This is a genomic window from Longibacter sp. (assembly GCF_051155795.1).
Lineage (GTDB): Bacteria > Bacteroidota > Rhodothermia > Rhodothermales > Salinibacteraceae > Longibacter.
Genome location: NZ_DAXETW010000152.1, coordinates 1 through 25301 on the forward strand (window position 1 = coordinate 1; position 25301 = coordinate 25301).

The following is a 25301-nucleotide window of genomic DNA, read 5'->3' on the forward strand; positions in this document are numbered from 1 at the left end:
CAGGCCGCCGTGAGCGTGCTTTCCCTTCCCGACCTGTCCGTGGTCGCCGAAGCGGTGCACCGCTGTCCGACGCCCTTCCCGTACGTGCCCGGCTACCTCAGCTTTCGCGAAATGCCCGCCCTGCTCCCGGCGCTGGAGCAGGTCGATCGCGAGATGGGCGCGCTGCCGGACGTGCTGGTGACCGACAGCCAGGGACGCGCCCATCCGCGCCGGTTCGGCCTGGCGTGTCATCTCGGCGTCTTGCTGGACCACCCGACCTTTGGCGTCGCCAAATCGCTTCTGACCGGTACCCCCTCGGGCGACCTCTCCCCGGCGAAGGGAAGTACCATCCCGCTAATCGCAGACGACGAACAGGTCGGGGTCGCGCTCCGTACCCGGGCGAACGTCAACCCTGTTTATGTCAGCGTCGGCCATCGCATCACGCTTGAAGAGGCCGTCGACCTGACCCTCCTGTGCTCACCCCGCTACAAAATCCCCGAAACCACCCGCCACGCCCACCGCCTCAGCCGTACCTCAGAAGCCTGAACGCGGACCCCGCACGTCGAACACCTTGTCGCGCCGGTCGCCCATGGACCGGCGATGTGCCGGCTGAACGCTGAACTCTAAACCGACCGTATTCCCATGCATATCCGAAGAGCAGAACGGTCTGATGCCGAAACGCTGGTTGCGTTCAACCGGGCGATGGCCGCCGAAACAGAGGACAAATCCCTGAACCTGGACGCGCTCCGCTCCGGCGTCCGAACCCTTCTTCTGAACGCGGACAAGGGGTTCTACCTTGTCGCGGAACGCGAGGACCGGGTCGTCGGCTCTCTCATGATCACCACGGAATGGAGCGACTGGCGCGACGGCACCTTCTGGTGGGTACAGAGCGTTTACGTTCGACCGGACGCCCGACGCCAGGGCGTATACTCGGCGCTCTACGCGGAGGTCAAAGACCGAGCCCGGGCAGAAGCGGACGTCTGCGGGCTTCGCCTCTACGTTGAGAAGGATAACGCAGCGGCCCGGGACGCATACCGCACGCTCGGGATGGAGGAAACCCCGTATCGGATGTACGAGGAAATGCTGTGAGTTGCCCTTGAACCGGCCTCGTCGGTTCACCTCCGTGAACAACAAACGGGCGACTCCCCGGAGGAAGCCGCCCGCTGTCTCCCCGTCCGGGGAGCCGGTATCGCAGATGAGCGCCGCCGTACGGCACTACTCACCCGTGTACTGGTAGTTCAGCGACGCGCTGGGATCCGGCACGGTGAACGAGAAGTCGCCTCCCGCGGTCTGACCGCCGACCGTCAGCGAGAGCGTGCCCGTCAGGCGATCGCCCGGGCTGAAGTGCTGCTGCAGATCGGCCGGGTCGAACGAAACGAGGAAGACGATCGAGCCCTTCGAGGTGCCGGTCGCCATCGCGCGGTAGATCTCGTCCGTCGACGCTGCCGCACTGTCGGGGTCGATGCCCGCGTAGGCACCGCCGGAGCAGCGCGACACGGAACGCATTTCTTCGATCGCGGACGGATCCTGATCCGTCGCCGGAGCGAGATCGGAGGCCGGGCCGAGGCCAATCGAGTAAATCGGGGACTCCTTCCGCTGTGCGTCGGCGCAGACGCTATCCCGAAGCACGGTGGAGTTTGGCGCGCCGTCCGAGAGCAGTACGATCGCTTTCTCGTGATTGCTGGCGGGGCGCTGGTCTTCCGAGTAAATCAGAAGCTCGGCGAGAGACTCGTACGTCGGCGTGGTACCGCTCGACTCCACGAGGTCGCTCGAGTCCTTCAGCGCGGTCGCATCGTTGCTGAAATCCAGCAGCATGCGGGTGTCACTCAGGTTAAGGCTGGGCGTTTCGCCGTCGTAGGTCGCCATCGCCACCTCGTAGTTGACGCCCGCGCCTTCAAGCTGGTCGACGAACGCTTTGGCACCGTCCACGCGCAGGCGCTGGGGATCCGTCGTGTTCATGCTGCCGCTTCCGTCGATGTTTACGACAACGGCCAGCGGATTGCCACTTGCATCGTTCAGGCGCTGCAGCGTAACCTGCCCGCTGAGCCCGCCGTCGGATTTGGCGGAAAGAGCAGCGGACGTGCCGGGCCCGTTGACGGACACCTCGGCCTTCACCTGGTCCGAAATAATGCCTGTTCCGCTTTCGTCGAGCGGCGTAGCCGACAGGCCGAACTCGCCGGAATTGAGAAAGTCGTTTTCAACCTGCGTCCCGATCACGACCACCTCATCGACGGGTGGCGCACTGGAATCGTTGGAGTCACAACCAGAAAACACGAATACGAGAAGCGCGAGGAGCATTGTCCACCGCGCCGGAGAAGTAGCGGTATACATCTCGAGTACAGATCTATGAGAATGGGGGGATTCGCGGCACGCTCAATCTGGCCGCGAAGAGGTAGGTGACGGTCTGTGGTACTGCCCGTCGATGTGTTGAGGCGTAAAAGACACCGACAACCGGACACGCCACGCGGGGAAAATCTCCGCTTCCCCCGGTTTCCGGCTTCTACAGCGGGCCACGGCATTGCCCGGTCCCGGAATCATCGCGCGGGGAGTGCTACCGGCCTGCCCTGATCCATCACCTCATGTCAGCCCATAGAAAAAGCCCCGACAGGCGGGGCTTTCTGAAACAGCTCAAGAAATGTAAACCGGTACGTTCCGTCGACCCGAACGGGTCATGCCGTTGCTTACTTCATCGGGGCCTCGTCTTCCGCCAGCGCCACGTAGCGCCCGATGAACGTGACCGCGCGCTCGCCGGCTGCGTCAATCTTGCACTTCAGGTCGAGCCGGGCGCGCCCCCAGCGGTCCAGCATGTTCTGAAACCGTTCGATGGTATCGTCATCCGGGCGCTCGCAGATGACGGAAATATTGTCGCGGACCGGTTTAATATATTCGATGTCCCCCTCCTGGATGATCACCTCCACGCGCCGCTTCATGTCCTCCACGGTATCCTGCACCAGTTGGTGCATCATGGCCCATCCCGTGACCGTGGCAAGCATACTGAGGCTTCCTCCAAACGCTGTTCCCATGTGATTCGCATTCGGCTTCAGCGGGGCGGAGGCACGTAGCTTCCCGTCCGACTCAGCGGCCAGGGAGAACTCGAGGTGTTTCGTGATCGGCATCTCTTCGACGATCATCGCCTCAAGCTTCTGCATCGCCTCTTGCGACAGAAAGGAATCGGAAAACGACATGGACCGCGCGGGTGGTTCGCCTGGATAATGCTGAACTCTCTCTAAAACGGACGGCTCCAACGTGCGTGTTCGAATCGCGTTTCTCCGGAAATGCGATTTTTACGCCTTCCGGCTCCGAATACCGACCGCACCGCCTAATTCATGCGCGGATCGTCCGGAAAGGTCGACAGGAGCGCATACTCGCCCCCCATTCGTCGCAGCACTTCGCGCCAGAGCTGCTCAACGCCCGGGTCGAATACCAGATCTGGCACGATGGAGGTGGGGATCCAGGCCCCCTCGTCGACCTCCTCCTGAAGCTGCCCCGGCGACCACCCAGCATACCCGAGAAAGAACCGGACGTCGTCGTGCTCCATATCGCCGGTCCGAACGATCGTTTTCAGCGACTCAAAATCGCCGCCCCAGACGACGCCCCCGGTCAGCGTCACGCCTTCCGGTACATCCTGCGGTCGGCGGTGCACGTAGTGAAGCGTATTCCGCTGAACGGGGCCGCCCAAATGAACCGGCGGGTCGTAGGCGAAAAACTCCTCCATGACGTCGCCGAGTTTCATGTCGAGCGGCCGGTTCAGGATGAGGCCGAATGTGCCGTTCTCGCCGTGCTCACACAGGAGGATCACCGACCGGTGGAAGTTGGGGTCCTGCATCATCGGAGCGGCCACGAGCATCGTACCCGGGGAAAGCGGCGAAGAGGAAGCCATACGTTTGGCGTTGTACTCGAAGCAGACAGAAAGAAAGGACGGCGCAGCGATTCCGGTCGCTGGAGGTCACGAAAGAACCGAAGTTCACGGGAGAAGACAACGGGCAAAGGCCGCGCCATCCGTAACCGCCGGGCGACGCTGATCTTGCCTGTTTACGAGGTGCGGGATGAATCGAACGCACCGCCGGCAGGGGTCGTCGAGCCTGAATCGTTCACGAGCGCCCGGTGGGCGCCGCACCACCAATCGGCATTGCGAGTGATGGAACGAACAGTCACGTCCTGAAAGTGCGGAATCAGGGTCACGAGCATGGGCGCAACGTCCGTCCAGCGCTCGGCCCGGATCAGGTCTTCGAGTTCACGCGCCGCCGTTTGCGCCCACAGCCACCGGTCGCGAAGCCCTTCTGCGCGGCGCCAGTATCCTTTCTCATCCCATGCATGCGCGCTCTCGTCGATCGTCCGGAAGATGCCGTGCAGGTTCCACACCAGGAAAGCGACCATGTCCCGCGCTTCCCGGTCGAATCCGCCGGCCAGGTTGCGCTTTGCGAGCAGGCGAAGAACCTCGGCACAGGATCGGCGGTGCTGGTGCCGGCGCTTCGCGGGCGTTGAGCCGGTACGGACAATGCGGCCCATGACGAATTCGGCGAGAGGGGCGGAAAGGAAGCAGGTCACCGGCCCCACCGGTTGCGATGCTGAGGGGAGCCGGTGCCACCAAGGTACGCGTCAACCGGCAACATCCGCAATTGAATCGTCGAGCGGCCCGATGTGCCGGCCGTAGATGAGGTGGTCGAAGCGCCGGTCGTCGAATGCGACCAGTTGCGGGAGGCGGCCCCACTCAGCGAAGCCACACTGCTTCAGGAGTCCGACGCTGGCGCGATTGCCTTCGAGCAGCACAGCAATCACGGTGTCAAACCCGAGATCCGGCGCCGTTCTTAGGGCACAGTCCACCAGCGCCGATGCCACGCCGTTTCGTCGATGGCGAACATCCACGTAGTAGCTGATTTCGGTTGCCTTTCTCAGCGCTGCCCGCCCGGCCCGGTACGGACTCAGGCTGCACCATCCGGCGACATCCCCCGTCCGCTCGGCAACCCAGATGGGGTGCACGCCCGCGTCGTGCCGGTCGAACCACTCGCGGCGGTCCGAGACGGTCAGTGGCTCACGAAAGGCGGTCACGGGCTGGTCGCCCTCGCCCTGCCCTTGCCGGATTGCCTGATTGTATATCCGGACGATGGCAGAAAGGTCGGACGAACAGGCAACTCTGAGATTCATAAAGTGGTCGATAAAATTGGAGGAATCGCGTGCTATCGCCAACGCATCGATCGGTCGGGCGGCCTTTCGTTCCAATATGCCAGGGCCTTCACAATCACCATACACCGATAACAGCCCGGTCACAACCCGTGTACGCTGCCAGAGCGTTGTGACGTATCCATACCTCGAAGTACGTGCCCATCTCCTCACCTGTGTGACCTCACCATGACTTTTCCCGCACCCACCCTCCGCGCCTTCGCTGCGCTCTTGCTTCTGGCGGTGCTCCCACTGGCCGGTTGCGACAGCAGCGACTCCGGCATGGACGAAGAGCCGCTCCGCCAGGTTAGCTATCCGCTCGCCGCGCAGTCGAACTCCGGGGCTATCCCTTCGGGCGTCGACGGAACGGTGACCTTCTGGGAGCTCAGCGATTCGCAGACGCTCGTCACGCTGGAGCTCACGGACGGAGCTACGGGCGCCGACGTCTCCCACCCTGCTCACATTCACCAGAACAGCGCGGCCGAATCCGGCCCGATCGCGTTCTACCTGTCCCCGATCGACGGTAGCGGCGGCGGAGGCACGAGCGCTCGCGTGATCGACGAGTCGTTCGACGCGCTCGCCGACTTCGACGGCTACGTCAACATCCACGAAAGCGTTGCGAACCTCGGGACGATCGTTTCGCAGGGTAACATCGGTGCAAATGCCGACGCCACGGTCACGGAAGGTCTCGACCTCGTGGAGGGCGGCGGCCAGACCCTCACGTACGACCTCGGCGCCAATCAGAACAATGGCAACGCAGCCCCGAGCGGCATCGCCGGTGACGTCACCTTCCGAGAGGTGACGACCGACCTGACGCTCGTTACGCTGTCCCTCGACCTCAGCGGTGCGACGGGAGCGAGCGTGTCCCATCCGGCCCACATCCACGACAATGATGCGTCGACGGGCGGTCCGATCGCGATCTACCTGAGTCCGATCGACGGCTCGGACCCGGCCGCGAAAAGCTCCAAGCTCGTGAACCGGCCGATCGGTGACCTCGAGACCTACGATGGATACGTGAACATTCACGAGAGCCTGGCCAATCTCGGCGCGGTCGTCTCCCAGGGTAATATCGGTGCAAACGCCTCGGCGGCCTCGGGAGGGGGCGACGATGACGGCGATAGCGGCAACGGAGGCGGAGGCCGCTACTAAGGGGCAACACACGTTTCGCCTGTTGCATCGCGTCCCGTCGGGTGCTCCCGGCGGGACGCTTTTTATACGTGCCACACGCCGTGTGAGAGCGATCAGGCCGCTCCGAAACGACGCCCCGTTTCCTCGCTCAGCTTACATCCGGAGCCGCCGGATCCACGGGTCGAGCTCGGAAAAACCGAGCAGGTAGGCCAGACCCAGGTACGTGCCGGCGTAGACGCCGCCGACCGCTACCGCGAGGACAATAAGCGGCGCACCCGGAATCCACCACCAGACTCCGAGCGCCGGTAGAAGAGCAACGATGGCGAGAAGGCTCATCCGAAGGATACGAGCCCACGGGACCCGAACGGGGAGGTCTCGCTTCAGGGCCCAGACAAGTCCACCCAGCTCCAGCCAGGCAGCGACGGACGCGCCCACCCCCAATCCCATCGCTCCGAGCGACAGGGTCCGACTCTCAAACACGATGCCCGTGACGCCCGGCACGGTAAACTCGCGGAACCAGAAGATGGCCGGAAAGGCGACGGCCACCGATACTACGACGCGCACGACCGCAAGCCGGGCCGGTGTGGCCGTATTGCCGATCGCGTAGAAGGCGTTCTGCAGGAGACGCGACATGCTGGTCGCGAGAATGCCGATCGTGTAGGATACGAGGGTGAAGTACACGAGCCACTGATCCTGCACGCCGAACTGCCCCGTTCGCAGCAGCGCCCCGACCACGAGATAGCCCAGGGCCAGGTAGCCGATGACGGTCGGTACCGTGAGGAAGGCGAGCTGGCCGAGCGACCGTTTTAATCGGTCCACGAAGGCGTTGACACGGTCGCCGGTGAGACGTGAAAGCTCTGGTAGCTCCGCGGCCGTCACTGAAATCCCGAAGAGGCTGATCGGCAGCATGTAGAGGAGCAGGCCGAAGCGGAGGGCGCTGAGTCCCCCGGCCAGCAGGTACGCCGAACCCAGGACCTGATCCACGAACGCGGACACCTGCGCCACGCCGCGACCGGCGATGACGGGGCCCACCGCGCGTATGGCATCGCGGACGCCCTCCACCCGCGTGGAAAACGAGAACGAAAACGACGGCATGACCTGGGCAACGAACGGGAGCTGCACCGCGAACTGGAGCACGCCACCGGCAAAGGCCCCGCCGCATCCGATCAGCAGGAGATACGAGAGCATGTCGGTATCGTATCCGGTCGGCAGAAAGCCGCCGGCCGCGTACAGCGCACCACCTGCAAGGGCGGCCATAATCGCCACGTTCCAGAGCACGGGCGCGACGTAGGGTACGAAGAACCGGCGATGGCTATTCAGCACGCCGAGCGCCCAGGCCGAGAGGACGAGCACCCCCGTCATCGGGAAGATGAGCTTGATCCCCTGGACCGAGAGGGCGAACCGGTCCACATCGAGCGTTCCGGCGGACACCTTTGCTGCGTCGTCGAGGAAACCCGGAGCGGACACCGCGACGATCGGTTCGGCGAAGATGATGCCGAGCGCCGCGATAGCGGATGCGGTGGCAAGGAGCAGTCCGAAGATGGCCCCGGCAAACCGTCCTGCGACGTCGTACCGCTCCTCCTCGATGAGCCGGCTGTACGTCGGGATGAAGGCCGCCGAAATGGTGCCTTCACCGAGCAGGTTCTGCAGGATGTTGGGCACGCGGAAGACCACGGTCCAGACATCCATGACGGCGCTCACGCCGAAAAAATAGGCGAGGACGCGCTCACGGAGCAGCCCGGTGATGCGGCTGGTCAGGATACCTCCGGCGACCAGCGATGCGCCGCCGGACGAAGCCGCGTGGTCGGGCGCGGCCGCGTGGTCGGACGGCGACGAAGATGCACCGGCAGCCGGTTCCTCCGCCTCCGCCCCGGACGCCTGCGTCGACGGGTCGGGCCGATCGGCGGATTCGGAGGGCGACATAGGCGAGGGGAGGGGTGCGCAGGAGATGGACGAACGCTAACCTAACGCCGGCAGGTGACGGCGTCAATCAACAACCTTCGTTGGTGCGTTCGGGGAATGGATCGGGGATTGAATTGTGGACGGGGGATTTGGGATTGAGGTCGCCGGGAATGGCACCCCACGGGTGCGTGGCACGTCATGCCGGACCCCGATCCGGCATCTCGACGGTCTCAACGGCACGCCTGTCACGAGGCGCTCGTCCGCCCGAGCGTTGCAAATTGGTGATTGGGAATGGTGCTCGTTCCAAAATGGTGTGCAACCCGACGGGAAACGGTGTGCAGCATCCGCCCGCACGATTCGGCTTGCCTCCCCCGTTCACACCTTCACCCCTTCCCCTTTCTCACCCCCTGGACCCCGACTCGTTCACGAGGTAACGGACGGCGAGATGATAGCCGCGGGTGCCGAGGCCGCTGATCTGCCCGATGCAAACGGGTGCGATGCGTGAGGTTCGCCGGAAGTCTTCCCGGGCATGCACGTTCGAGAGATGGACCTCCACGACCGGCACATCGATCGACGCGACGGCGTCCCGGAGAGCGACGGAGGTGTGAGTGTAGCCGGCCGGATTGAACACGACGCCGTTAAGTTCGCGCCGGTGGGCGGTGTGCAGGTGGTCGATCAGCGCTCCTTCGCTATTCTCCTGTCGAAATGCAAAATCGACGTCGGGAAAGGCCTCCCGGAGGGCCGATTCGACGTCGTCCAGCGTCTCGTGGCCGTACACGTCGGGTTCGCGCGTCCCGAGGAGGTTAAGATTCGGGCCGTTCAGTAGGAGCAGCTTCACGATGTCTGTCGGGTCGGGTGGATGGAGGAGCGGACGGGCTGCGGAACGCCGACGGCAAGGCGCTACGGGTCAGGAGACAGGGACGTGGATCTTCAGGCCGTCGTAGCCGAGGTGGATGTCGCCTGGCAGGCGGTCTTCCTGTTCCGCGTGCAGAACGTTGTGCGTCATGTGGATAAAGTACGTTTGCCGCGCGCCGATCGCCCGGGCCACCTCCACGGCCTGATCGAATGAGAAGTGGGTCGGATGCGGGCTCGGGCGGAGGGCGTCGAGGACCAGCGTGTCGAGGCCGGCAAGCCGGTCGAGACTGGTATCGGGGATCCGATTGACGTCCGTGAGATAGGCAAATCCGCCGACCCGGTAGCCATATACCGGCATGCTACCGTGATAGAGAAGGATGGGGTCGACGGCCACCTGTGTGTCGCGGCGGGGAAGCTCGGCGGGATCGGTCCCGCGCGGTAGCGGCGGCTGCCGGGTGGGCACGTAGAACGTGTCTTCGACCGAGCAGAGGGACAGATCGGCCGCGCCGGGATATGGGTTCCTGCCGAAGACGTAGTCGTACTTGTCCGTCAGCGCCCGGACGGTCGCCGGGTGGCCGAAGCACGGCATGGGCCGGCGGTTCCAGAAAAAGAATGGCCGCAGATCGTCGAGCCCGGCGATGTGGTCGAAGTGGTGGTGCGTGTACAGCACCGCATCGACCCGCGTCAGGTCTTCACGGAGCATCTGCGCGCGAAAGTCCGGGCCGGTGTCGATTAGCAGGGTGACGTCGCCCGTATCGATGTAGCAGGCGCAACGCGTTCGTGTGTCGCGAGGATCGTCGGAGCGGCACACCTCGCAGTCGCAGCCGATCACCGGAACGCCCGTGGACGTACCCGTTCCCAGCAGCGTAACGGTGAAATCATCCGGCATGCGGCACCTCCCCGGCCTCATCCGGAGCTTCCGCCTCCGCCGCACCTTTCCCGTCCGACCCTGCGCCATCATCCGCGTCGGTGCCGTCGCCGGGGGTATCGGCTGCCACTTCCCGCGCGTCGAGCTGGGCCCAGGCGTCCTCGAGCGCGTCCCGGACGGCCGGCTTCAGGTAGATCGTATCGACCGGGGCATCGCGGAGGCTGTCCGCGAGGACGACAAGCTGCACGTCCGGAATGTGCCGCTTGTTAAGCATGATGATCGCCTCCCCGTCGATCGTGCAGACCCCGCCGCGAAAATTGCCTTTCTCCCGGCGTACGACGTAGCCAAGCTGTTCGGCCGCCTGTTCGAGCTCTTCAAGAACGGTGGTCGTCTTCATTCGGTCGATCGATCCATCTCGAAAAACGATACGTCGGTCTTTAACCGGGTACCGGCGTTTAGGGCAAGGGCATACAATCCTTGGGCAGGCCGGACGGGCCTGTGCGGTCTGTGCACACCAGTGCACCGGCGAGGCCGAAGCTGGCCTAGATCCCCCAGAATCACTCGGTCATCGGCCGGCGGATCAGCAGAACGGAAACGGCGTCACGCTTCCTCCAGAACGGAGCCGGTGCGGGTGTCCACGAACCGGTAATCGAGCGGCGACATCGTAGGATCCGATTCGATATGGACCCGCACGTAGTACTTCATGAACCACTTCGTCTGGTAGCTCGGAACCGGACGGTGCAGAAAGGCCGCGGTGAACGGGTGGACGTGAAGCGTGACAGCCCGGCGGTCGCTACGATGGGATTCCACCCATTTCTCGATGGAATGCACGACCTGCTCCGGGTCCACCGCGACGCCATCGCCCGACGACGCGGGTACGGTCTTGGATCCGGCGTCGGACGATTTCGCCGCGTTGCGGGCCTTCTCTTCTGCCTTCTCCGCGCGTTTCTCGGCTTCGCGGGCCTCGCGCTGGTAGTGCTTCAACTTATCGCGCAGGCTCTGCAGCTCCGACTCATCGGGGCCGCTGCTGTCGTCTGCTTTCTGGCGGAGTTTCTCGATCTCACGCTCTTTCTGCTTGACCGCCTGGCGGCTTTCCTCCAGCTGCATTTCCACGCGCTGAAGCTGCCGTTCGACGCGACGGTTACCGCCGTCGTCATCCGAGCGGCTATCGTCCGAGGACGACTCGCCGTTGGCCGACGAAAACGCCGTCGTGAGGCTGGGACGGAGGCGCTGGCGCGTAATTTCGACCAGCCCGAAGTCGCTCATCGGCAGGACCTTGGTCACCGCGCGGTCGTCCTTGAAGCCTTTCTTGATCTCGTCGTAGACCTTCTTACGGTCCTTCTCGTCCCGGAGGTCAATGAAGTCGACCACGATAATGCCACCGAGATCGCGCAGACGAATCTGACGGACGATGACGCGCGCCGCCTCGAGATTCACGTCCAGGGAGTTCTGCGACTGCGACTTACCGCGACCCGACCGGCCAGAATTCACGTCGATGACGTGCATCGCCTCGGTCCTCTCGATGAAGAGGTAGCCGCCGGACGGCAGCTCGACGCGGTCCTTGAACGCGCGATCGGCTCCGCGCTGAATGTCCGCCGCCTCGAAGACGGGATCGTTGTTTTCGTCGTGGAGCTCGACGCGGTCGACCATCTTCGGCGCGACGGCGCGTACGTAGCTCCGGATGCTGTGGAAGAGCGGCTTGTGATCGACCAGGATGCGGTCGTAATCGTCCGAGAATTGATCGCGGATGATGGACGACGCCATGTCCACGTCTTCATGAACGAGGGCCGGGGCATCGACCGACGGTAGCTTTTCTTCCGCGCGACGCCAGCGCTCCATCAGCAGCTTCAGATCCTTGTCCAGCGACTTCGCGTCGCGGCCTTCGGCGACGGTCCGGACGATGACGCCGAAGCCTTCCGGGACGAGGCTCGATGCCAGCGCCTTGAGGCGGCGTCGCTCCTTCTCCTCGGTGATCTTGCGCGAGACCGCCACATACCGCTGAAGGGGGACGAGCACGAGGAAGCGGCCCGCGAGGGAGAGGTCGGTCGAAATTCGACTTCCTTTGTTGGAGATGGGCTCCTTCGTCACCTGGACGAGGATTTCTTGTCCCCGACGGAGATCGGGCCGATTGCCCTCCTGCTTCTCGAGGTCGACATGTTCGACGCGCGGTTCGTCGGCGTCCAAGAATTCAACAAGTGCTCCGAGATTGTCGGACAGGTCGGAGAAGTGAAGAAAGGCGTCCTGCTCCTGGCCAATGTCGACGAAGGCAGCCTGGATGCTGGGCATCACCTTGCGGATCCGCCCCAGGTACATGTTGCCGATGGTGCGCTTGTTTTCGGCGTTTTCGATGTAAAGCTCGGCCAGCTTGCCGTCTTCGACGATGGCGATGCGGGTCCGGCTTTCTTCTACGTTTACAACAATTTCTTTCGACATATAGGGGTTGAATGTGTGCCGTTGTCCCCTGCCAGTCCTGGGGATGCCCCGGACGCACGACACCGTCTATCCGGGCGGACCGAAGAGCCGATCCGCCGAGACGCAGGCCTCCAGACCACCTGCGAAGCAGCGCAGGGGACGCAGTCGGCGCGATCGGGCCCGAGCGGGCGGACGATCACGGACACGGCCAGCGGTTGAAGGTCGAAACGAGATGTCAATGGGTCGGGGTTGGCGCGCGCCGCCGTCCGAAGATGCCCGGGCGAGGGACCTGTCGAGGCGACATAAATGTCGCAGCAGGCAAGCCGGGCGCGGACAAGGCGCGGAGCCCTGCGCGCCGGGGCGATCGAAGTGACGACCGCAGGCTGCGCAGGCAGAACAAGCAGGAAGGGTGCCGGTCGGGGCAGACGTTCACGCATCAGGCCGATCCGGGGCGGCAGCGAGCGGCGCCAGAGGCGCTTCGGCGGTCGTCCGGGACGCGGCGGGACGGTGGTTTACTGCTCCGGATGCAAGGCAGGCACGGATTCGCTCGTGAGCATGTCAGGTTCGAGGGTGCCGCAGAGAGGCGAGAAGGCGAAACGAATGCGCCCGACCTCGTGTGCTGCAGGAAACGGGGCCGCGCTACTGCCGTGCAGAGCGACCGGCCTCGCACTTCGCCAGCACATCCATCACGTCGGCTCTTGCTCGACATGCAGCACGATCTACGCGGAGCGTCGATCGCCGGGGCATGCGGAGCCGCCGAGTACAGGCTACTGCCTGCCTGCCAGCGGATGCGGACAGGTGACGGAGAATCCCTCTCACCCCGAACACTAATACGACGCGCCGGGGATGGAAAGCGGCGATGGATACTGAATATCGCCTGTTGCCCCAAAATGATCCCATTCCTTTCACAATCGATTCTCGCAGGATCGAACGAACGAGGCGTGCCGGCGCAGTGAGCCGGTTGTGAGCCGCGGCACCGGCACGGAGGCGTCCTCCCGTTCGATTAAATCAAAATTCTTGCATGTCGGACGACAAGATTACGTATTATTGCATCGGGATCCAGGGATCGCCTGCCGGGCACGACCGTTTTCGAAACTAGCGACTCGGTGAGGCTTTTGCAGTGATGCCGAGAGTCCACCTCTTTCAAACGACAGGGTGATACTCGTCGGCAGATCCGGAAGCGCTTGCTTCAGACCCCTGTCCGGCCCGTCGCGATACCCGGCTCGGACGACCCTCGCGGCTTACGCACCGCCCCGGAGCGCGATCTCCTTGCCTCATGCCGCCGACGCAACGCATCCCCAGCGCGACCGGATGCGGTCTGTGCCCCCTGTCGGTCAGGGAGAACGGATGACGGAGCGGCACCCCGGCGGCGGGTCATGGCGGCCTCTGGACGCGCCCATCCTTGCTGCCCTTCTGCAGCACCTGTTCTTTCCATCCACCTGAATCTCCGCTACGGAAGCTCCCGGGGCACGCATGGCACCGCCACGGTCAGAGCTTTCCCGTGCAGTACCCCGCCCGTGTCGCGGCTGTGGTCATCGCATCATGTTGACGGGACGACATCTCGAACCTTCGGCGCCCCACGAATGGCGTCGACCCGCTCGTTCCCCCAGCCGCCCGCTTCCGGCTCTCTGCACGGTCGAACGCATCGGTACCGAACCCACGAATTGCACGACCTGACATGGCAGACCAAGACGCAGTCAAAGAAAAAGACGCTCCCATCAAAGCCCCCGGCCTCAAAGGGGTCGTTGCGCTCGAATCCGAGTTGTCGTCCATCGACGGTGAGAAAGGGGAGCTGATCTACCGCGGATACACCATCGAGGACCTCGCCGAGCACGCGACCTACGAGGAGGTGGTGTATCTTCTGTGGAATGGTGAACTGCCGACGGCGTCTGAACTGGAAGCTCTTCAGCATCGCCTTCGGGCGAACCGTGCGCTGCCAGACGAGGTGCTGGACATTCTCCGGAATGCGCCGGCGTCCGCGCATCCGATGGCCGTTCTCCGCACAGCCGTCTCCGCGCTCAGTTTCTTTGACGACGAAGCGGAGGTCATGGAAGAAGAGGCCAATCGGCGGAAGGCGACGCGTCTTCTGGCCGCCATGCCGACCATTATCGCGGCGTTCGATCGCCTCCGGAAAGACCAGGAGCCCGTCGCCCCGCTCGATGAGGGATCGATGGCCTACAACTTCCTCTATATGCTGAACGGCGAGAAGCCGGGCGAAGCCGCCGAGCGGACGTTCGACGTCTGCCTGGTTCTCCACGCCGACCACGGGCTCAACGCATCCACCTTCACGAGCCGCGTGATCGGCTCCACGCTGTCCGACATGTACTCCGCCGTCAGCGGTGCTATCGGCGCGCTGAAGGGACCGCTTCACGGCGGCGCCAACCGGGAGGTCATGCGCATGTTGCTCGACATCGACGAGAAGGGAGCCGACCCGGCCGAATACGTCCGCGAGCGCCTCGCCAACAAAGAGAAGGTGATGGGCTTCGGGCACCGCGTCTACACGACGATGGATCCCCGCGCCGCCATCCTCCGCGACATGGTCGAGGACCTCAGCGAGGAGAAAAACCAGCGGAAGTGGTACGACTACAGCCTTGCAATCATGAATACCATGATCGGGGACAAAGACATTAACCCGAACGTGGACTTCTTCTCCGCGTCCACCTACTACATGCTCGGGCTCGACCCCGACCTGTTCACGCCGATTTTCGCGCTCAGCCGCACCGCTGGATGGACGGCACACCTGCTCGAGCAATGGTCTGACAACCGCCTCATCCGCCCGCGCGCTGAATACGTCGGGCCGAAAGGCAAAACATTCGTCCCGGTGAAGGACCGCTAATTTGCAGGCGCATCCGCGCGAAGATCGCAGATGTTGCACCGCGTCTGGACCGCGGTTACACGGTCCCGAGCCGATGGAACCATCCGGCGCGGAGATGCTTCCGCGACCGACCGGTAACAGGGCCGTCTCAACCGCGGTTTTCAGCCGTTCTGCCGCCTTCTCGTTGAAACCTTACGTGACACCACGTCATACGACAGTCACACATGTGACGGCCGCTTTCTACCCCGGAAACCGGTCTCTTGATCTGCATCACCCAATCCCCTCTTTCTCATGGCCGTCGAAACCGCAGAACGCCCTGCGGCGCAAGCCACGCAACCGTCCGTCGTCGAAGATTCCGGGCGCTTCCAGCGCTATCGCATCCGAACCGGCATGTTCGCCTGGATGATGCACCGCCTCACCGGCGTCGGGCTTGTCGTCTACCTGATCATTCACGTCTGGGGCCTGAAGTCGCTGACGGATCCCACCGCATTTAACGCGCTGATCGCGAAGTATCACGCGCCGATCTATAAGGTGGGAGAGTTCGGCCTGCTCGTTGCTGTGGTGTATCACGCAATGAACGGTCTCCGAATCGTTCTCATCGACTTTCTCGGCTGGAGCCCGAAGCAAAAGAAGTTGTTTGTCGTGCTCGGTGCCGTCGCTCTCGTCCTGATTGCCGTCGGCGGGTACCCGTCGATCTACTCGCTTCTTGCGCACTACGGCGTCGTGTAGATCGTCGCTGCGCTACCTGCCCCTGCCTGATCCAACTGCCCAGCCTCTCGCATCATGGCATCGTCCAAGTCGAACGCCGTCAACTGGTTCTTACACCGCATCACGGGGACATTCCTCGTGTTCATGCTCATCACCCACTTCTGGGTTCAGCACTACGATCACAGCGTCGCGTCCGTGACCACGGACGTCGTGGCCCAGGAGGGCGAACTGCCGACCTACTCCGATGAGGCCGCTGCCGGCGTGAAAGCGAAATTCGGTGCGGATGCCGAAGTGACGCCGTACAACGTTGTCATGCAGCGTCTTGCCGACCCGGTCTACGCGGTGCTCTGGAAAGGATTCAACATTCTTTTCCTCATCGTCGCGCTGCACCACGGGTTCTACGGTCTGAACAACGTCCTCACCGATTACATCCGAAATCCGCTCGGGCGCGTCATGGCACGCGTCTTATCGTGGTCGGTTGCCCTCGTGCTGCTCATTATCGGCCTGTACTCGGTCATCACGGCCGGCTGGTGATTCACCCGCCGGGCCGCCCGGTCCTCTGCCTCTCGCGTTCGCGTCCGTCCCCACCGGCCGCGGCACGCCGACCCGCACCTTCTGCCCTCCCCTGATCATTCGCACCCACTCACATTATGACTTTCACGCACGACGTTGTCGTCGTCGGAGCTGGAGGCTCAGGACTGATGTCCGCTCTATATGCCCGTGAGGGCGGAGCGGACGTCGCCGTCGTCTCGAAGCTGCATCCCCTACGCTCGCACACGGGCGCCGCTCAGGGCGGAATCGGTGCGGCCCTCGGTAATGAGGAGGAAGACCACTGGCTGTGGCACGCCTTCGATACCGTTAAGGGAAGTGATTACCTCGGCGACCAAGACGCGATCGAGGCGCTCTGCAAAGACGCTCCTCGGACGGTCTATGAACTCGAGCACTACGGCGTGCCCTTCAGCCGAAACAAGGAGGGTAAAATCTCTCAGCGGCGCTTCGGCGGCCACACCCGTAACTTCGGAGAAGCCCCGGTCCGCCGCGCCTGCCACGCCGCAGACCGCACCGGCCATACGATCCTGCACACGCTGTACGACCAGTGCACGAAGCAGGGCGTTCGCTTCTACGACGAGTTTCAGGTCCTCGACCTCATCCTCGGCGAAGACGGCGAGGCCGTCGGCGTTGTGGCGTACGAGATCCTGACCGGTGAAATCCACACCTTCCATGCGAAGATCGTTTGCTTCGCGACGGGCGGCTACGGCCGGGCGTTCAAGACGACGTCCAACGCCCACGCAGGGACCGGCGACGGCATGTCGATCATGATGCGCAAGGGCATCCCGCTGGAGGACATGGAGTTCGTTCAGTTCCATCCCACCGGGCTCTATCGGCTCGGCATTCTAATCACCGAGGGGGCTCGCGGTGAGGGGGGTATCCTTCGAAACTCGGAGGGCGAACGCTTCATGGAGCGCTACGCGCCGACCGTGAAAGACCTGGCGCCGCGCGACATGGTCAGCCAGTGCATCTTTAAGGAAATCCGCGAAGGCCGTGGGGTGAAGGGTAAAGACTATGTCCACCTCGACCTGACGCACGTCGGCGACGCCGTTCTCGACAAGAAGCTTCCGGAGATCTCGGAGTTCTCACGCACCTACATGGGCGTGAACCCGAAGGAGGAGCCAATCCCGGTCGCCCCGACCTGCCACTACGCGATGGGCGGCATTCCGACGAACGCAGACGGGCAGGTGGAGGACGGATCGCGCGGCAGCACCGTCCCGGGCCTCTACGCCGTCGGCGAATGCGGCTGCGTGAGCGTGCACGGCGCCAACCGGCTCGGCACCAACTCGCTTATCGACCTCGTCGTGTTCGGCCGTCGTGCCGGCATGGCCATGGCCGAGGAGATCGGTGAAGGCCGCTCCCACTCCCCGATGCCGGAGAACCCGGAAGAGTGGACGCGCAATGAGCTCGACCGCCTGATGTCCGTGACGCGCGACGAAGGCGAACCGATCGTCAAGGTGCGCAACGACCTACAGGAGACGATGATGGACAACGTCTCCGTCTTCCGCAACGACGAAACGCTTTCGACCGCCCTCGACGATCTCCAGGAAATCCGGGAGCGCGCGAAAAACGTCGTGGTCGAGGACAAAGGCAAGCAGTTCAACACCGACCTGATGGACGCGATCGAAGTCGGTTTCATGGTCGACTACGCGGAGGCCATCGCTGCCTCGGCGCATCGCCGGACGGAGAGTCGCGGGGCACACTCGCGTGAGGACTACCAGAACCGCAACGACGACGACTGGCTCAAGCACACACTGTTCTACAGCGAGTGCGACGGCAACTACGAGTTCGCCGAGAAGGACGTCGTCATCACGCGCTTCGAACCGAAGGAGCGGAAGTACTAGCACGTGTCGAATCGCGGCTTTCGGTGGCAGCGCGGCCTGCTTTGCGCAGCGCCCGCCGGCCCGATAACCGCACCCGACACCGGTATTCGACATTGAATTTCGACAATTGGTATGGATCTGACCGTCAAAATTAAGCGCTATAATCCGGAGAAGGATGACGCGCCGCACTGGGAATCGTACGAGGTTCCTGCCGATCCGCTCGATAGCGCTCTTGCGCTGCTGCTTCACGTGAAGTGGCACATCGACGGTACGCTTTCGCTCCGCAAAAGCTGCGCCCACGGTATCTGCGGCTCCGACGCCATGCAGATCAACGGCGAGAACAAACTCGCCTGCTCGGTGCTAGTGAAGGACCTTGTGGACGACAGCGGCGAAACCGTCACGTTCGCCCCCCTCCCCTCCGCGCCGGTCATCAAGGATCTCGTCATTGACCAGAGCCGCTTCTTCGAGAAGTACCGCTCGGTCAAGCCCTGGCTCATCAACGACACGCCGGAGCCGGAACGGGAACGGCCGCAGAGCCCGGAAGAGCATGAGATCATCGAGGACGCCACGAAGTGCATCATGTGCGGCGCCTGCACCCACGCGTGCCCATCGACCTGGGCCGACCCGGACTATCTCGGCCCCGCTGCGATGCTAAAAGCGTACCGGTACACCTTCGACACACGCGACGACGGCACGGAGGAGCGTCTCGATATCGTGGACTCGCCGGACGGCCTGTGGAAGTGCTACACCATCTTCAACTGCAACCAGGCCTGCCCGAAGGAGATCGACATCACACGCTGGCTCTCTGCGCTCAAGCGCCGCGCCGTCACGTCCAGCGCGTCGACCGCCGCCTGAACGACGGCTGCGCCCCACGTCGTACGACGCCATAGCAACGCCCCGCTTTCCGTGACGGAAGGCGGGGCGTTTTGCATGCGACGGGACGTTGCTTGCTGCGATCAGCCACCGACCAGCAGGATCACGCCCGCAACGATCGCCAGGACCGCCATGATCAACCCGTCATACGCGAACGACAGGTCCAGCAGATCGATCAGCCCATACAGCACAAGCCAGACTCCAAGGAATTTGAGGCCAAGAGAACGCGTAGAGCTCGACATCAGCAGAAGGGGGTGGTGAAAAGAGATACGTGGGATGACGGCAAAAGCCGCTGGCAGCAACGTACGAAACGGAAAGGGAAAGATTGGGGATGGGAAAGGAAGAACGGGGGATTATGAATCCCGGCTCCGAGAGTCGCCGCTGGTGATCGCGGTGAGGCGCTCCGGGGATGGAGAAACCCTGCGCGCTCAAGACGTCCGCGATTAACGTTTTCGCCCACCAATACCTACAGACGCAGAAAGTAATAGATGTACAGACTTACACACATACAGACAAGCCGTTCACCCCGAAGCGAACCGCCCGGACCGCATCACCGCACGTTCGCACATTCATACACCCACACCTTGACACCTGCAAACGTCGACTACCGTGTGCTCGCGAGCTGGCCGCTGGCGTTGTCATGTTCGGAGGCGTCGGCCGTGGGCAGGGTCGGTACGGCAACGGGTCTTGTCGCGCGGCTTCCATACCGGACGCGAAGGGGACGCGCCCCGGCGTCAGCGACGATCTTGCTGTTGCCGAGGTAGCGCGCAGCCGGGACGGTCAGCGTTCGTCCCACCTCAATTTGCCCGGGGTGCACGTTGTTGGCTCGGAGCAGCGACGGACGGCTGACATGGTACCGTTTGGCGATGTGACCTACACTTTCACCCGTCTGCACCGCGTGCTTCAGGTAGGACGCACGCTCCTCCGGGGGAAGGGCGTCGAAGTTCTCCCGAAACGTGGGATAGCTCCCGTAGGGCAGGCGGATGTAGTACGGCTCCTTGGAGGGCGGAACGCGGTTGCCGCGAAGCTCCGGATTCAGGGCACGGATCTTCTGAAGATCCGCCTCGGCCAGTCGCGCGACATCCTGAAGCTTGAGCGTCGCATCCACCGGGACGTGGTCGAAGGCGTACCTCGGCCCGGGCGTGACGCGCTTGAGGTCGAAGGCAGCGGGGTTGGAGATGATGATGGACGTGGCGATGAAGAGAGGGACGTAATTGCGCGTCTCTTCCGGCAGGTTCTCGTAGATGTCCCAGTACGTCGGCTCGCGGTCCATGTAGCGCCGGGCTTTCGCGAGCTCTCGCTTCACCCGTGCCGGGCTCACGTTGTACCCCGCGAGCGCGAGATGCCAGTCGCCCCCGAAGAGGTCGTGCAGGTCACGCAGGTGCCGTGCGGCGGCGCGCGTCGCCTTCTCCGGGTCGCGACGCTCGTCCACCCAGGGATCGATCGTCAGGCCGTACCGCCGCCCCGTCTGGGCCACGAACTGCCAGATCCCGCCGGCACGCGCATGGCTGTGGGCGTACGGGTTCAGCCCGCTTTCCACCAGCGCAAGATACTTCAGCTCGTCCGGGACGTTTTCTTCCGCGAAGATGTGCTCGATCATCGGGAAGTACGTCTCCGCCCGTCGCAGCCAAGGGTAGAGGTGCAGGTTTCGGTTTTTAAGAAGGAACGCCATTGCTTCCTTTACGCGGTCGTTCACCGTCATCGGTACCTCCGTGTTCATCTCACGCAGGTCCGACGGGAGCTCGTTCTCCAAGCGGGGATCCGAACCTCGGTTGACAGCGGCGAAAAGCCCGTTGCGCAGGTCGTAGATGCTTCCCCTCGGTAATTCGAGGGTGTCGGGCACGCCGTAGACCTCCCGGTATTCGGCGGTAATCGCGTTGTAGACATTCTGAAAGCGCGGCTGCCCGGGCAGACCCGGTCGACGAATCAGACGATCCAGGTCTCGGATGGCTTCATCCAGGATCCGCCGGCTCTGGACGGAGTCTCCGCGCGCCTGCATGGCCATCAGCTCGGCCTGACGCCGGTAGAGGCGTTCGATGTGACGATAGGCCTCCTGCTCGGTGACCGAGTCGGTATCAACGGGATGATTTGCGAACAATACGTCGTTGGTTTTCACATCCACCCACGTCCACGACGTATCGGGATTCACGTCCGACGGGCTCACCGCGGATCGATTGACCCACGCCGACAGCAACAGACCGATAAGTGCGACGAAAAGCAGTAGCGTTCGCTTTGTCATCCATTTCCCCCTCGGATCAGGGGGTCCTATGAACAAACCTGCGCAATGCATCTTGACGGCAAATCACGCGCCGAACGCATCCGGCCATGGAGCCGTCACCGCCTGCTCTTCCCACCTGCCGGTCCCCCCGGCAACGGCGTGAGACGTTGAGACGAATGAAGGGGCGCTATGTCGAAGAAGCCGCGTTGGACACCGGAAGCGTAACATGCCCCCCGCCCGGCACCGCTCTAAGGATGCTTTCGATGTTTTTTCGCCTCGCAAACAGGGTGTCCGTACCTGCCGGGTATCTACCGGTTTCCCTCCCATGAGGGCGTTTGTCGGCATCGTTAACGATGCGAATGCGCCGTGGACCGATTATGAAAAGCCCAAGATATAGCTCCTACGGCGCGGAAGCAGTCTCTTTCGTCCACCTGGCCGGTCACTTTTTCTACCGTCCGAGGATGGGAAACGGCCCGGCCGGTGCAGCCTATTCTGCTGCGTCGGAGGCTGACACCGATCCGTTGGTTCGGTCTGACCGGCCGGATAACCGGCCGTCGCGCGAAAACAGAACCTGGAACCGGCTTCCGATGCCCTGCTCGGAGTCGACGAGGATGCGGCCCCCGAGCGCTTCAACGAGCTGCCCGGTCACGGCGAGGCCGATGCCGCTCCCTTCGTACGCCCGATCCATGCCCCGGGACTGCTGCTCGAAGCTAACGAAGAGGTCCGGAATGAAACCCGCGTCGATGCCGATGCCCGTATCGTGCACAGCAATGCCGACCTCATTCTCGTCTTCCCAGACCGACACGTTGACGTGCCCCTCGGCGGTAAACTTGATCGCGTTGTCCACGAGATGCCGGACGACGCGTTCGACAAAGTAGCGATCCAGGTACGCATACACGGGCTCCGCCGGGATCTGCGCCTCGAACGGAAGATCCTTTCGTTCTGCCTCGCTGGTTAGATCCCGGATGACGGTGTTTACCGGGTCCCGGATGTCGATCCACTCCGGCATCGGTTGCATCGTCCGCGCCCGCAGCCCGGCGAGGTCGAGGATGGCGTTTAGCGTGTGAAGGAGCCGGTATCCATTGTTCTCGATTACCTCGAGGTGCGGCGCCATTCCGTTCGGCGCCTCGTCCTGCAGGAGCCGCGCAAAGCCGATAATGTTGGTCAGCGGCGTTCGGAGCTCGTGCGACGTGTTCGCCATGAAGTACTCCTTCATGCGATTGACCTCGCGCAATCGTTCATTGGCCCGAGCGAGCCGGTGGGACAGTTGCTGCTCGGCCTGCAGCTTCTCCTCGGTCCGCGTGGTTTTGGCTTCCGCCCTTCGGCGACGGCGCACGGCCACGCGATAGCGCCAGACGGACGCTATGCCGACCAGGCCTAACACCACGTATCCGATGTAAGCCCAGCGCGACCGGTACCACGGCGGCGCGACGATGATCTGGAGGGACTCGGTTTCGCTAATGATCCCATCGATCGTCCGGGCCTGGACCTGAAGCCGGTAGGTGTCTTCGCGAAGGCCGGGAAGGTCGATCTCGGCGCGCCGCGACCAGTTCGACCAGTCGGCCGACTCGCCCAGGAGACGGGTCCGGTAGAGCGGCGGCGTCTCGGCGTCGAAGGTGGGCGCCGCAAACTGTACGACGAGGCTGTTCATGGCGTAGGAGGTCGACAGCACCGAGCCGGGGTCCGCATGACTTCCCCGGACGACGGTTTCATCGGGCCCGGCCAGGACGCGGCGCACAAGGACGGACGGTGCGGGCGACGAGCCGGCGGGGGGCGTCGGCCGGTAGCGCAACAGGTCGTCGCCTCGCCCGATCCAGAGGTCGCCGGACGGCGCCTCGTGCAAGCGAACGGTTTCGTTCGCCCGAAAACTCAGCCCGGGAACCGGCGTCCAGTCGATCGCGACGGGAGACGTGCCCGTCCTCTCCCCGGCGAAGAGGCGAGTGCCCTTCACAATCCAGGCATCGGCACGACCGCGTTCCGGCGTGTAAAGAAACGTCCGGACCGGGCCCTCTCCGCCCGGCACGAGGTCTGGTGCCGCCTTGAACGATTCCGACGTCTCGTCCCAGGTGTACACCCCCGAACGGGAGATCAGCAGAAGGCGGTCGCCCGCCACGGAGAGCGAGAACCCCTCGACGGCCGCGGCCGGGTCGACCGACAGATGACGCGCCGTGGTCAGCTCCGGAATATCCTCGACGGAGAAACGAAGGACCGTATGCGGATCCGTCGCCCCCCAGATCTCACCCTGGAATTCGACAAGGCTGTGCGGCGGGGCGTCCAGGTCCGTGGATCGTTCCGTTCTCCAGGTGCCCCCTTCGTTTCGAGCGACGGTGAGGCCGCCGCGCATGGTCGATAGTAGAAGCCGATCCGGCATCGACGGTGGGACGAACAGGTCGTGGGCGTTGCGCCGGATCAGCGTCAAGGGCTCCTCACCGGCGCGGAGCATCCAGGTGCGGGAAAGGTCGTCGACTGCAAGTCCCCATCGCGTGACCTCCAGGCCGTTCACAACGGACGACCCACGCACGCGCTCGAACGGGTCTTCCGCGGCCGGCCCCCCGCTCGATGCCCGCGACCGCATTCGAAAGAGCCCGGAGCCGGTCCCGACGAAGAGCTGGTCGTCGAAGGTCGTGACGGCCTCCACCTGGCCACGCAGTCCGGAACGCTCGCCATAATGTTCAACATTCGGCAGACCGCCGATTCGCATGACCCCTTCATTGTTGAATCCGATCCAGGTTTCCCCGTCCCGCCCGGGGTGCACGGTGTTGACGACGCCGTCCGGCAATTCCTGGCCCGGCCGCAGGTGGTATACGATGGCCCCCTCCGGATCCATGACCACCACGCCCCGCCCGAGGGTGGCGAGCGCGTAGAGCGGCTCCCCACCTTCCTGTGCGATAGACGCACCTGAATAGACGCGCGTCGTCCGAAGGATCGAGTCTGCCTGCACCGACGTGGGCCGGGCGCCGGATTCACTCAGCAGGTAGACCCCTTCCGTTGCGGTGACGGCGATCATTCCGCCGCTCGGATGAAGCGCCAGGAAGTGAATCGCCCGGTTCTCGAACGAGGCCCCGCCGGGAATGGGGCGAAGGGTCCCGCCTACGAGTTCGAGGAGGCCGCGCTCGAAGTCGCGCACGAAGAGCCGGCCGTCGACCAGATGTGCCGTGTGGAACGTATCGTCGCTCCGCCAGACGTCGAGGCTGGAGCCGTCCCATCGGTAAATTGAGCGTTGCGTCTGAAAGTACGTGTACTGGTCTGTCGCACCGGCGAACCAGACGGTACCAGTGCCGTCCACATCCGGACGCCGGTCCTGCTCGCGGAGCCGGGAGAGCAGGGATTGGAACGTGAGCCGACCCTTTTCTCCGGGCACGAGGACCCCAATGTCATCGTTCGTGCCTACGTACATTCGGCCGTCATGACCGAGGGACACCGATCGTGCCGTACCGATCGCAGCACCTTCGTCCGTCGAGTCGATCGGAATGGTGAGCCAGTGTTCGCCGTCGAACATCTGGACGCCCCGATGACTCCCGGCGATGTAGAGGACGTGACTAGAGTCCTGGGCAATGTCCCACACCTGGCGTTCCGAGGGCGTGGCATCCGGATCATAATGCATCACGGGATGCGGCAGCCCCTGCGGGTATGCGTCGCCGACCGGAGACTGTGCGTTGGCCCGGGGCACCGTTGCGAGCACCAGAAGGAGGAGCCCCGCTCCAGCAATGATCCGCTGGATAAGCCGCCGAGGCGTGCGCGCACCCTCACCAGCCAGACCCGGCCGACACGACGGCTGGTGACAGACTATCGACAAGATCCGTGGATCGGACACGTGGACCAGGTAAGAGAAATGGACGAGCGAGATCGTACGTCGCGCCGGCCGTTCGATCGGCGCACTACGTTATATGCGGGACGGCCGGAAACGTCTCACCCTTTTCGGAAACCGACAACAAGAAGCAAAACGCCATCGCCGAAGCAAGACAAAACAATAAAATTTAATTTTATAGCGCAAAACTCCGCGGTTCGGTT

At 63.5% G+C, this 25301-nt stretch carries 21 protein-coding genes; 8 read left to right on the forward strand and 13 right to left on the reverse strand.

The features are described 5' to 3' along the window. Both ACFCU0_RS14390 and ACFCU0_RS14395 read left to right on the forward strand, forming a co-directional pair. On the forward strand, positions 1 to 525 hold a 525-nt coding region (locus ACFCU0_RS14390), incomplete at its 5' end, for an endonuclease V (protein ID WP_434974374.1). Positions 526 to 621: 96 nt separating this feature from the next. Beyond that, entirely contained in the window at positions 622 to 1068 is a 447-nt protein-coding gene (locus ACFCU0_RS14395; protein ID WP_434974375.1) for a GNAT family N-acetyltransferase, read from the forward strand. A 126-nt stretch (positions 1069 to 1194) separates the two neighbouring features. Here the strand turns inward: ACFCU0_RS14395 and ACFCU0_RS14400 are convergent, their stop codons facing one another. The 5 genes from ACFCU0_RS14400 to ACFCU0_RS14420 form a co-directional block, all read right to left on the reverse strand. Continuing rightward, on the reverse strand, positions 1195 to 2310 hold the full coding sequence (locus ACFCU0_RS14400) for a vWA domain-containing protein (RefSeq protein ID WP_434974376.1): 1116 nt from the start codon (positions 2308 to 2310) through the stop codon (positions 1195 to 1197). A gap of 350 nt (positions 2311 to 2660) precedes the next feature. Continuing rightward, entirely contained in the window at positions 2661 to 3164 is a 504-nt protein-coding gene (locus ACFCU0_RS14405; RefSeq protein ID WP_434974377.1) for a YiiD C-terminal domain-containing protein, read from the reverse strand. Positions 3165 to 3298: 134 nt separating this feature from the next. Further along, positions 3299 to 3859 (reverse strand): YqgE/AlgH family protein, encoded by a 561-nt coding sequence (locus ACFCU0_RS14410; protein WP_434974378.1) that lies wholly within the window; start codon positions 3857 to 3859, stop codon positions 3299 to 3301. Positions 3860 to 4011: 152 nt separating this feature from the next. Further along, positions 4012 to 4488 (reverse strand): hypothetical protein, encoded by a 477-nt coding sequence (locus tag ACFCU0_RS14415; RefSeq protein WP_434974379.1) that lies wholly within the window; start codon positions 4486 to 4488, stop codon positions 4012 to 4014. A 90-nt stretch (positions 4489 to 4578) separates the two neighbouring features. Continuing rightward, positions 4579 to 5124, reverse strand: a complete 546-nt coding sequence (locus ACFCU0_RS14420) for a GNAT family N-acetyltransferase (RefSeq protein ID WP_434974380.1) — start codon at positions 5122 to 5124, stop codon at positions 4579 to 4581. Between the two features lie 204 nt (positions 5125 to 5328). Here ACFCU0_RS14420 and ACFCU0_RS14425 point away from each other — a divergent pair, with 204 nt between their 5' ends. Beyond that, a complete protein-coding gene (locus ACFCU0_RS14425) occupies positions 5329 to 6288 on the forward strand; it encodes a CHRD domain-containing protein (protein WP_434974381.1) in 960 nt (319 codons plus the stop codon). A 132-nt stretch (positions 6289 to 6420) separates the two neighbouring features. On the opposite strand, the gene murJ is transcribed toward ACFCU0_RS14425, so the two are convergent. From murJ to ACFCU0_RS14450, 5 genes are all read right to left on the reverse strand, one after another. Next, positions 6421 to 8190 carry a murein biosynthesis integral membrane protein MurJ gene (gene murJ / locus ACFCU0_RS14430; RefSeq protein ID WP_434974382.1) on the reverse strand — a complete coding sequence of 590 codons (1770 nt, stop codon included), beginning with the start codon at positions 8188 to 8190 and terminating at the stop codon, positions 6421 to 6423. A 379-nt stretch (positions 8191 to 8569) separates the two neighbouring features. Next, on the reverse strand, positions 8570 to 9007 hold the full coding sequence (gene aroQ, locus ACFCU0_RS14435) for a type II 3-dehydroquinate dehydratase (RefSeq protein ID WP_434974383.1): 438 nt from the start codon (positions 9005 to 9007) through the stop codon (positions 8570 to 8572). A 69-nt stretch (positions 9008 to 9076) separates the two neighbouring features. After that, complete coding sequence (locus tag ACFCU0_RS14440; protein ID WP_434974384.1) at positions 9077 to 9913, reverse strand: MBL fold metallo-hydrolase; 837 nt, start codon at positions 9911 to 9913, stop codon at positions 9077 to 9079. Beyond that, entirely contained in the window at positions 9903 to 10289 is a 387-nt protein-coding gene (locus ACFCU0_RS14445) for a hypothetical protein (RefSeq protein ID WP_434974385.1), read from the reverse strand. The genes ACFCU0_RS14440 and ACFCU0_RS14445 overlap by 11 nt, the downstream gene beginning before the upstream one ends. Before the next feature lie 203 nt (positions 10290 to 10492). Continuing rightward, positions 10493 to 12325, reverse strand: coding sequence for an Rne/Rng family ribonuclease (locus ACFCU0_RS14450; RefSeq protein ID WP_434974386.1), 1833 nt, complete (start codon positions 12323 to 12325; stop codon positions 10493 to 10495). A gap of 1657 nt (positions 12326 to 13982) precedes the next feature. Between ACFCU0_RS14450 and ACFCU0_RS14455 the strand changes: the two genes are divergently transcribed. The 5 genes from ACFCU0_RS14455 to ACFCU0_RS14475 all read left to right on the forward strand — a co-directional run bounded on the left by ACFCU0_RS14455 (position 13983) and on the right by ACFCU0_RS14475 (position 19054). Further along, positions 13983 to 15140 carry a citrate synthase gene (locus ACFCU0_RS14455; protein WP_434974387.1) on the forward strand — a complete coding sequence of 386 codons (1158 nt, stop codon included), beginning with the start codon at positions 13983 to 13985 and terminating at the stop codon, positions 15138 to 15140. Positions 15141 to 15410: 270 nt separating this feature from the next. Then, on the forward strand, positions 15411 to 15848 hold the full coding sequence (gene sdhC, locus ACFCU0_RS14460) for a succinate dehydrogenase, cytochrome b556 subunit (protein ID WP_434974388.1): 438 nt from the start codon (positions 15411 to 15413) through the stop codon (positions 15846 to 15848). A 54-nt stretch (positions 15849 to 15902) separates the two neighbouring features. Then, on the forward strand, positions 15903 to 16361 hold the full coding sequence (locus ACFCU0_RS14465) for a succinate dehydrogenase hydrophobic membrane anchor subunit (protein ID WP_434974389.1): 459 nt from the start codon (positions 15903 to 15905) through the stop codon (positions 16359 to 16361). A 116-nt stretch (positions 16362 to 16477) separates the two neighbouring features. Next, complete coding sequence (gene sdhA / locus ACFCU0_RS14470) at positions 16478 to 18220, forward strand: succinate dehydrogenase flavoprotein subunit (protein WP_434974390.1); 1743 nt, start codon at positions 16478 to 16480, stop codon at positions 18218 to 18220. Between the two features lie 111 nt (positions 18221 to 18331). Further along, entirely contained in the window at positions 18332 to 19054 is a 723-nt protein-coding gene (locus ACFCU0_RS14475) for a succinate dehydrogenase iron-sulfur subunit (protein ID WP_434974391.1), read from the forward strand. A gap of 101 nt (positions 19055 to 19155) precedes the next feature. Here the strand turns inward: ACFCU0_RS14475 and ACFCU0_RS14480 are convergent, their stop codons facing one another. The 3 genes from ACFCU0_RS14480 to ACFCU0_RS14490 form a co-directional block, all read right to left on the reverse strand. Further along, the gene (locus tag ACFCU0_RS14480; RefSeq protein WP_434974392.1) at positions 19156 to 19314 is read right to left on the reverse strand and encodes a hypothetical protein; all 159 of its coding nucleotides are present in this window, start codon (positions 19312 to 19314) and stop codon (positions 19156 to 19158) included. 362 nt (positions 19315 to 19676) lie between these two features. Then, on the reverse strand, positions 19677 to 21311 hold the full coding sequence (locus ACFCU0_RS14485) for a transglycosylase SLT domain-containing protein (RefSeq protein WP_434974393.1): 1635 nt from the start codon (positions 21309 to 21311) through the stop codon (positions 19677 to 19679). Between the two features lie 466 nt (positions 21312 to 21777). Next, entirely contained in the window at positions 21778 to 25086 is a 3309-nt protein-coding gene (locus tag ACFCU0_RS14490; RefSeq protein ID WP_434974394.1) for an ATP-binding protein, read from the reverse strand. Positions 25087 to 25301 lie beyond the last annotated feature (215 nt).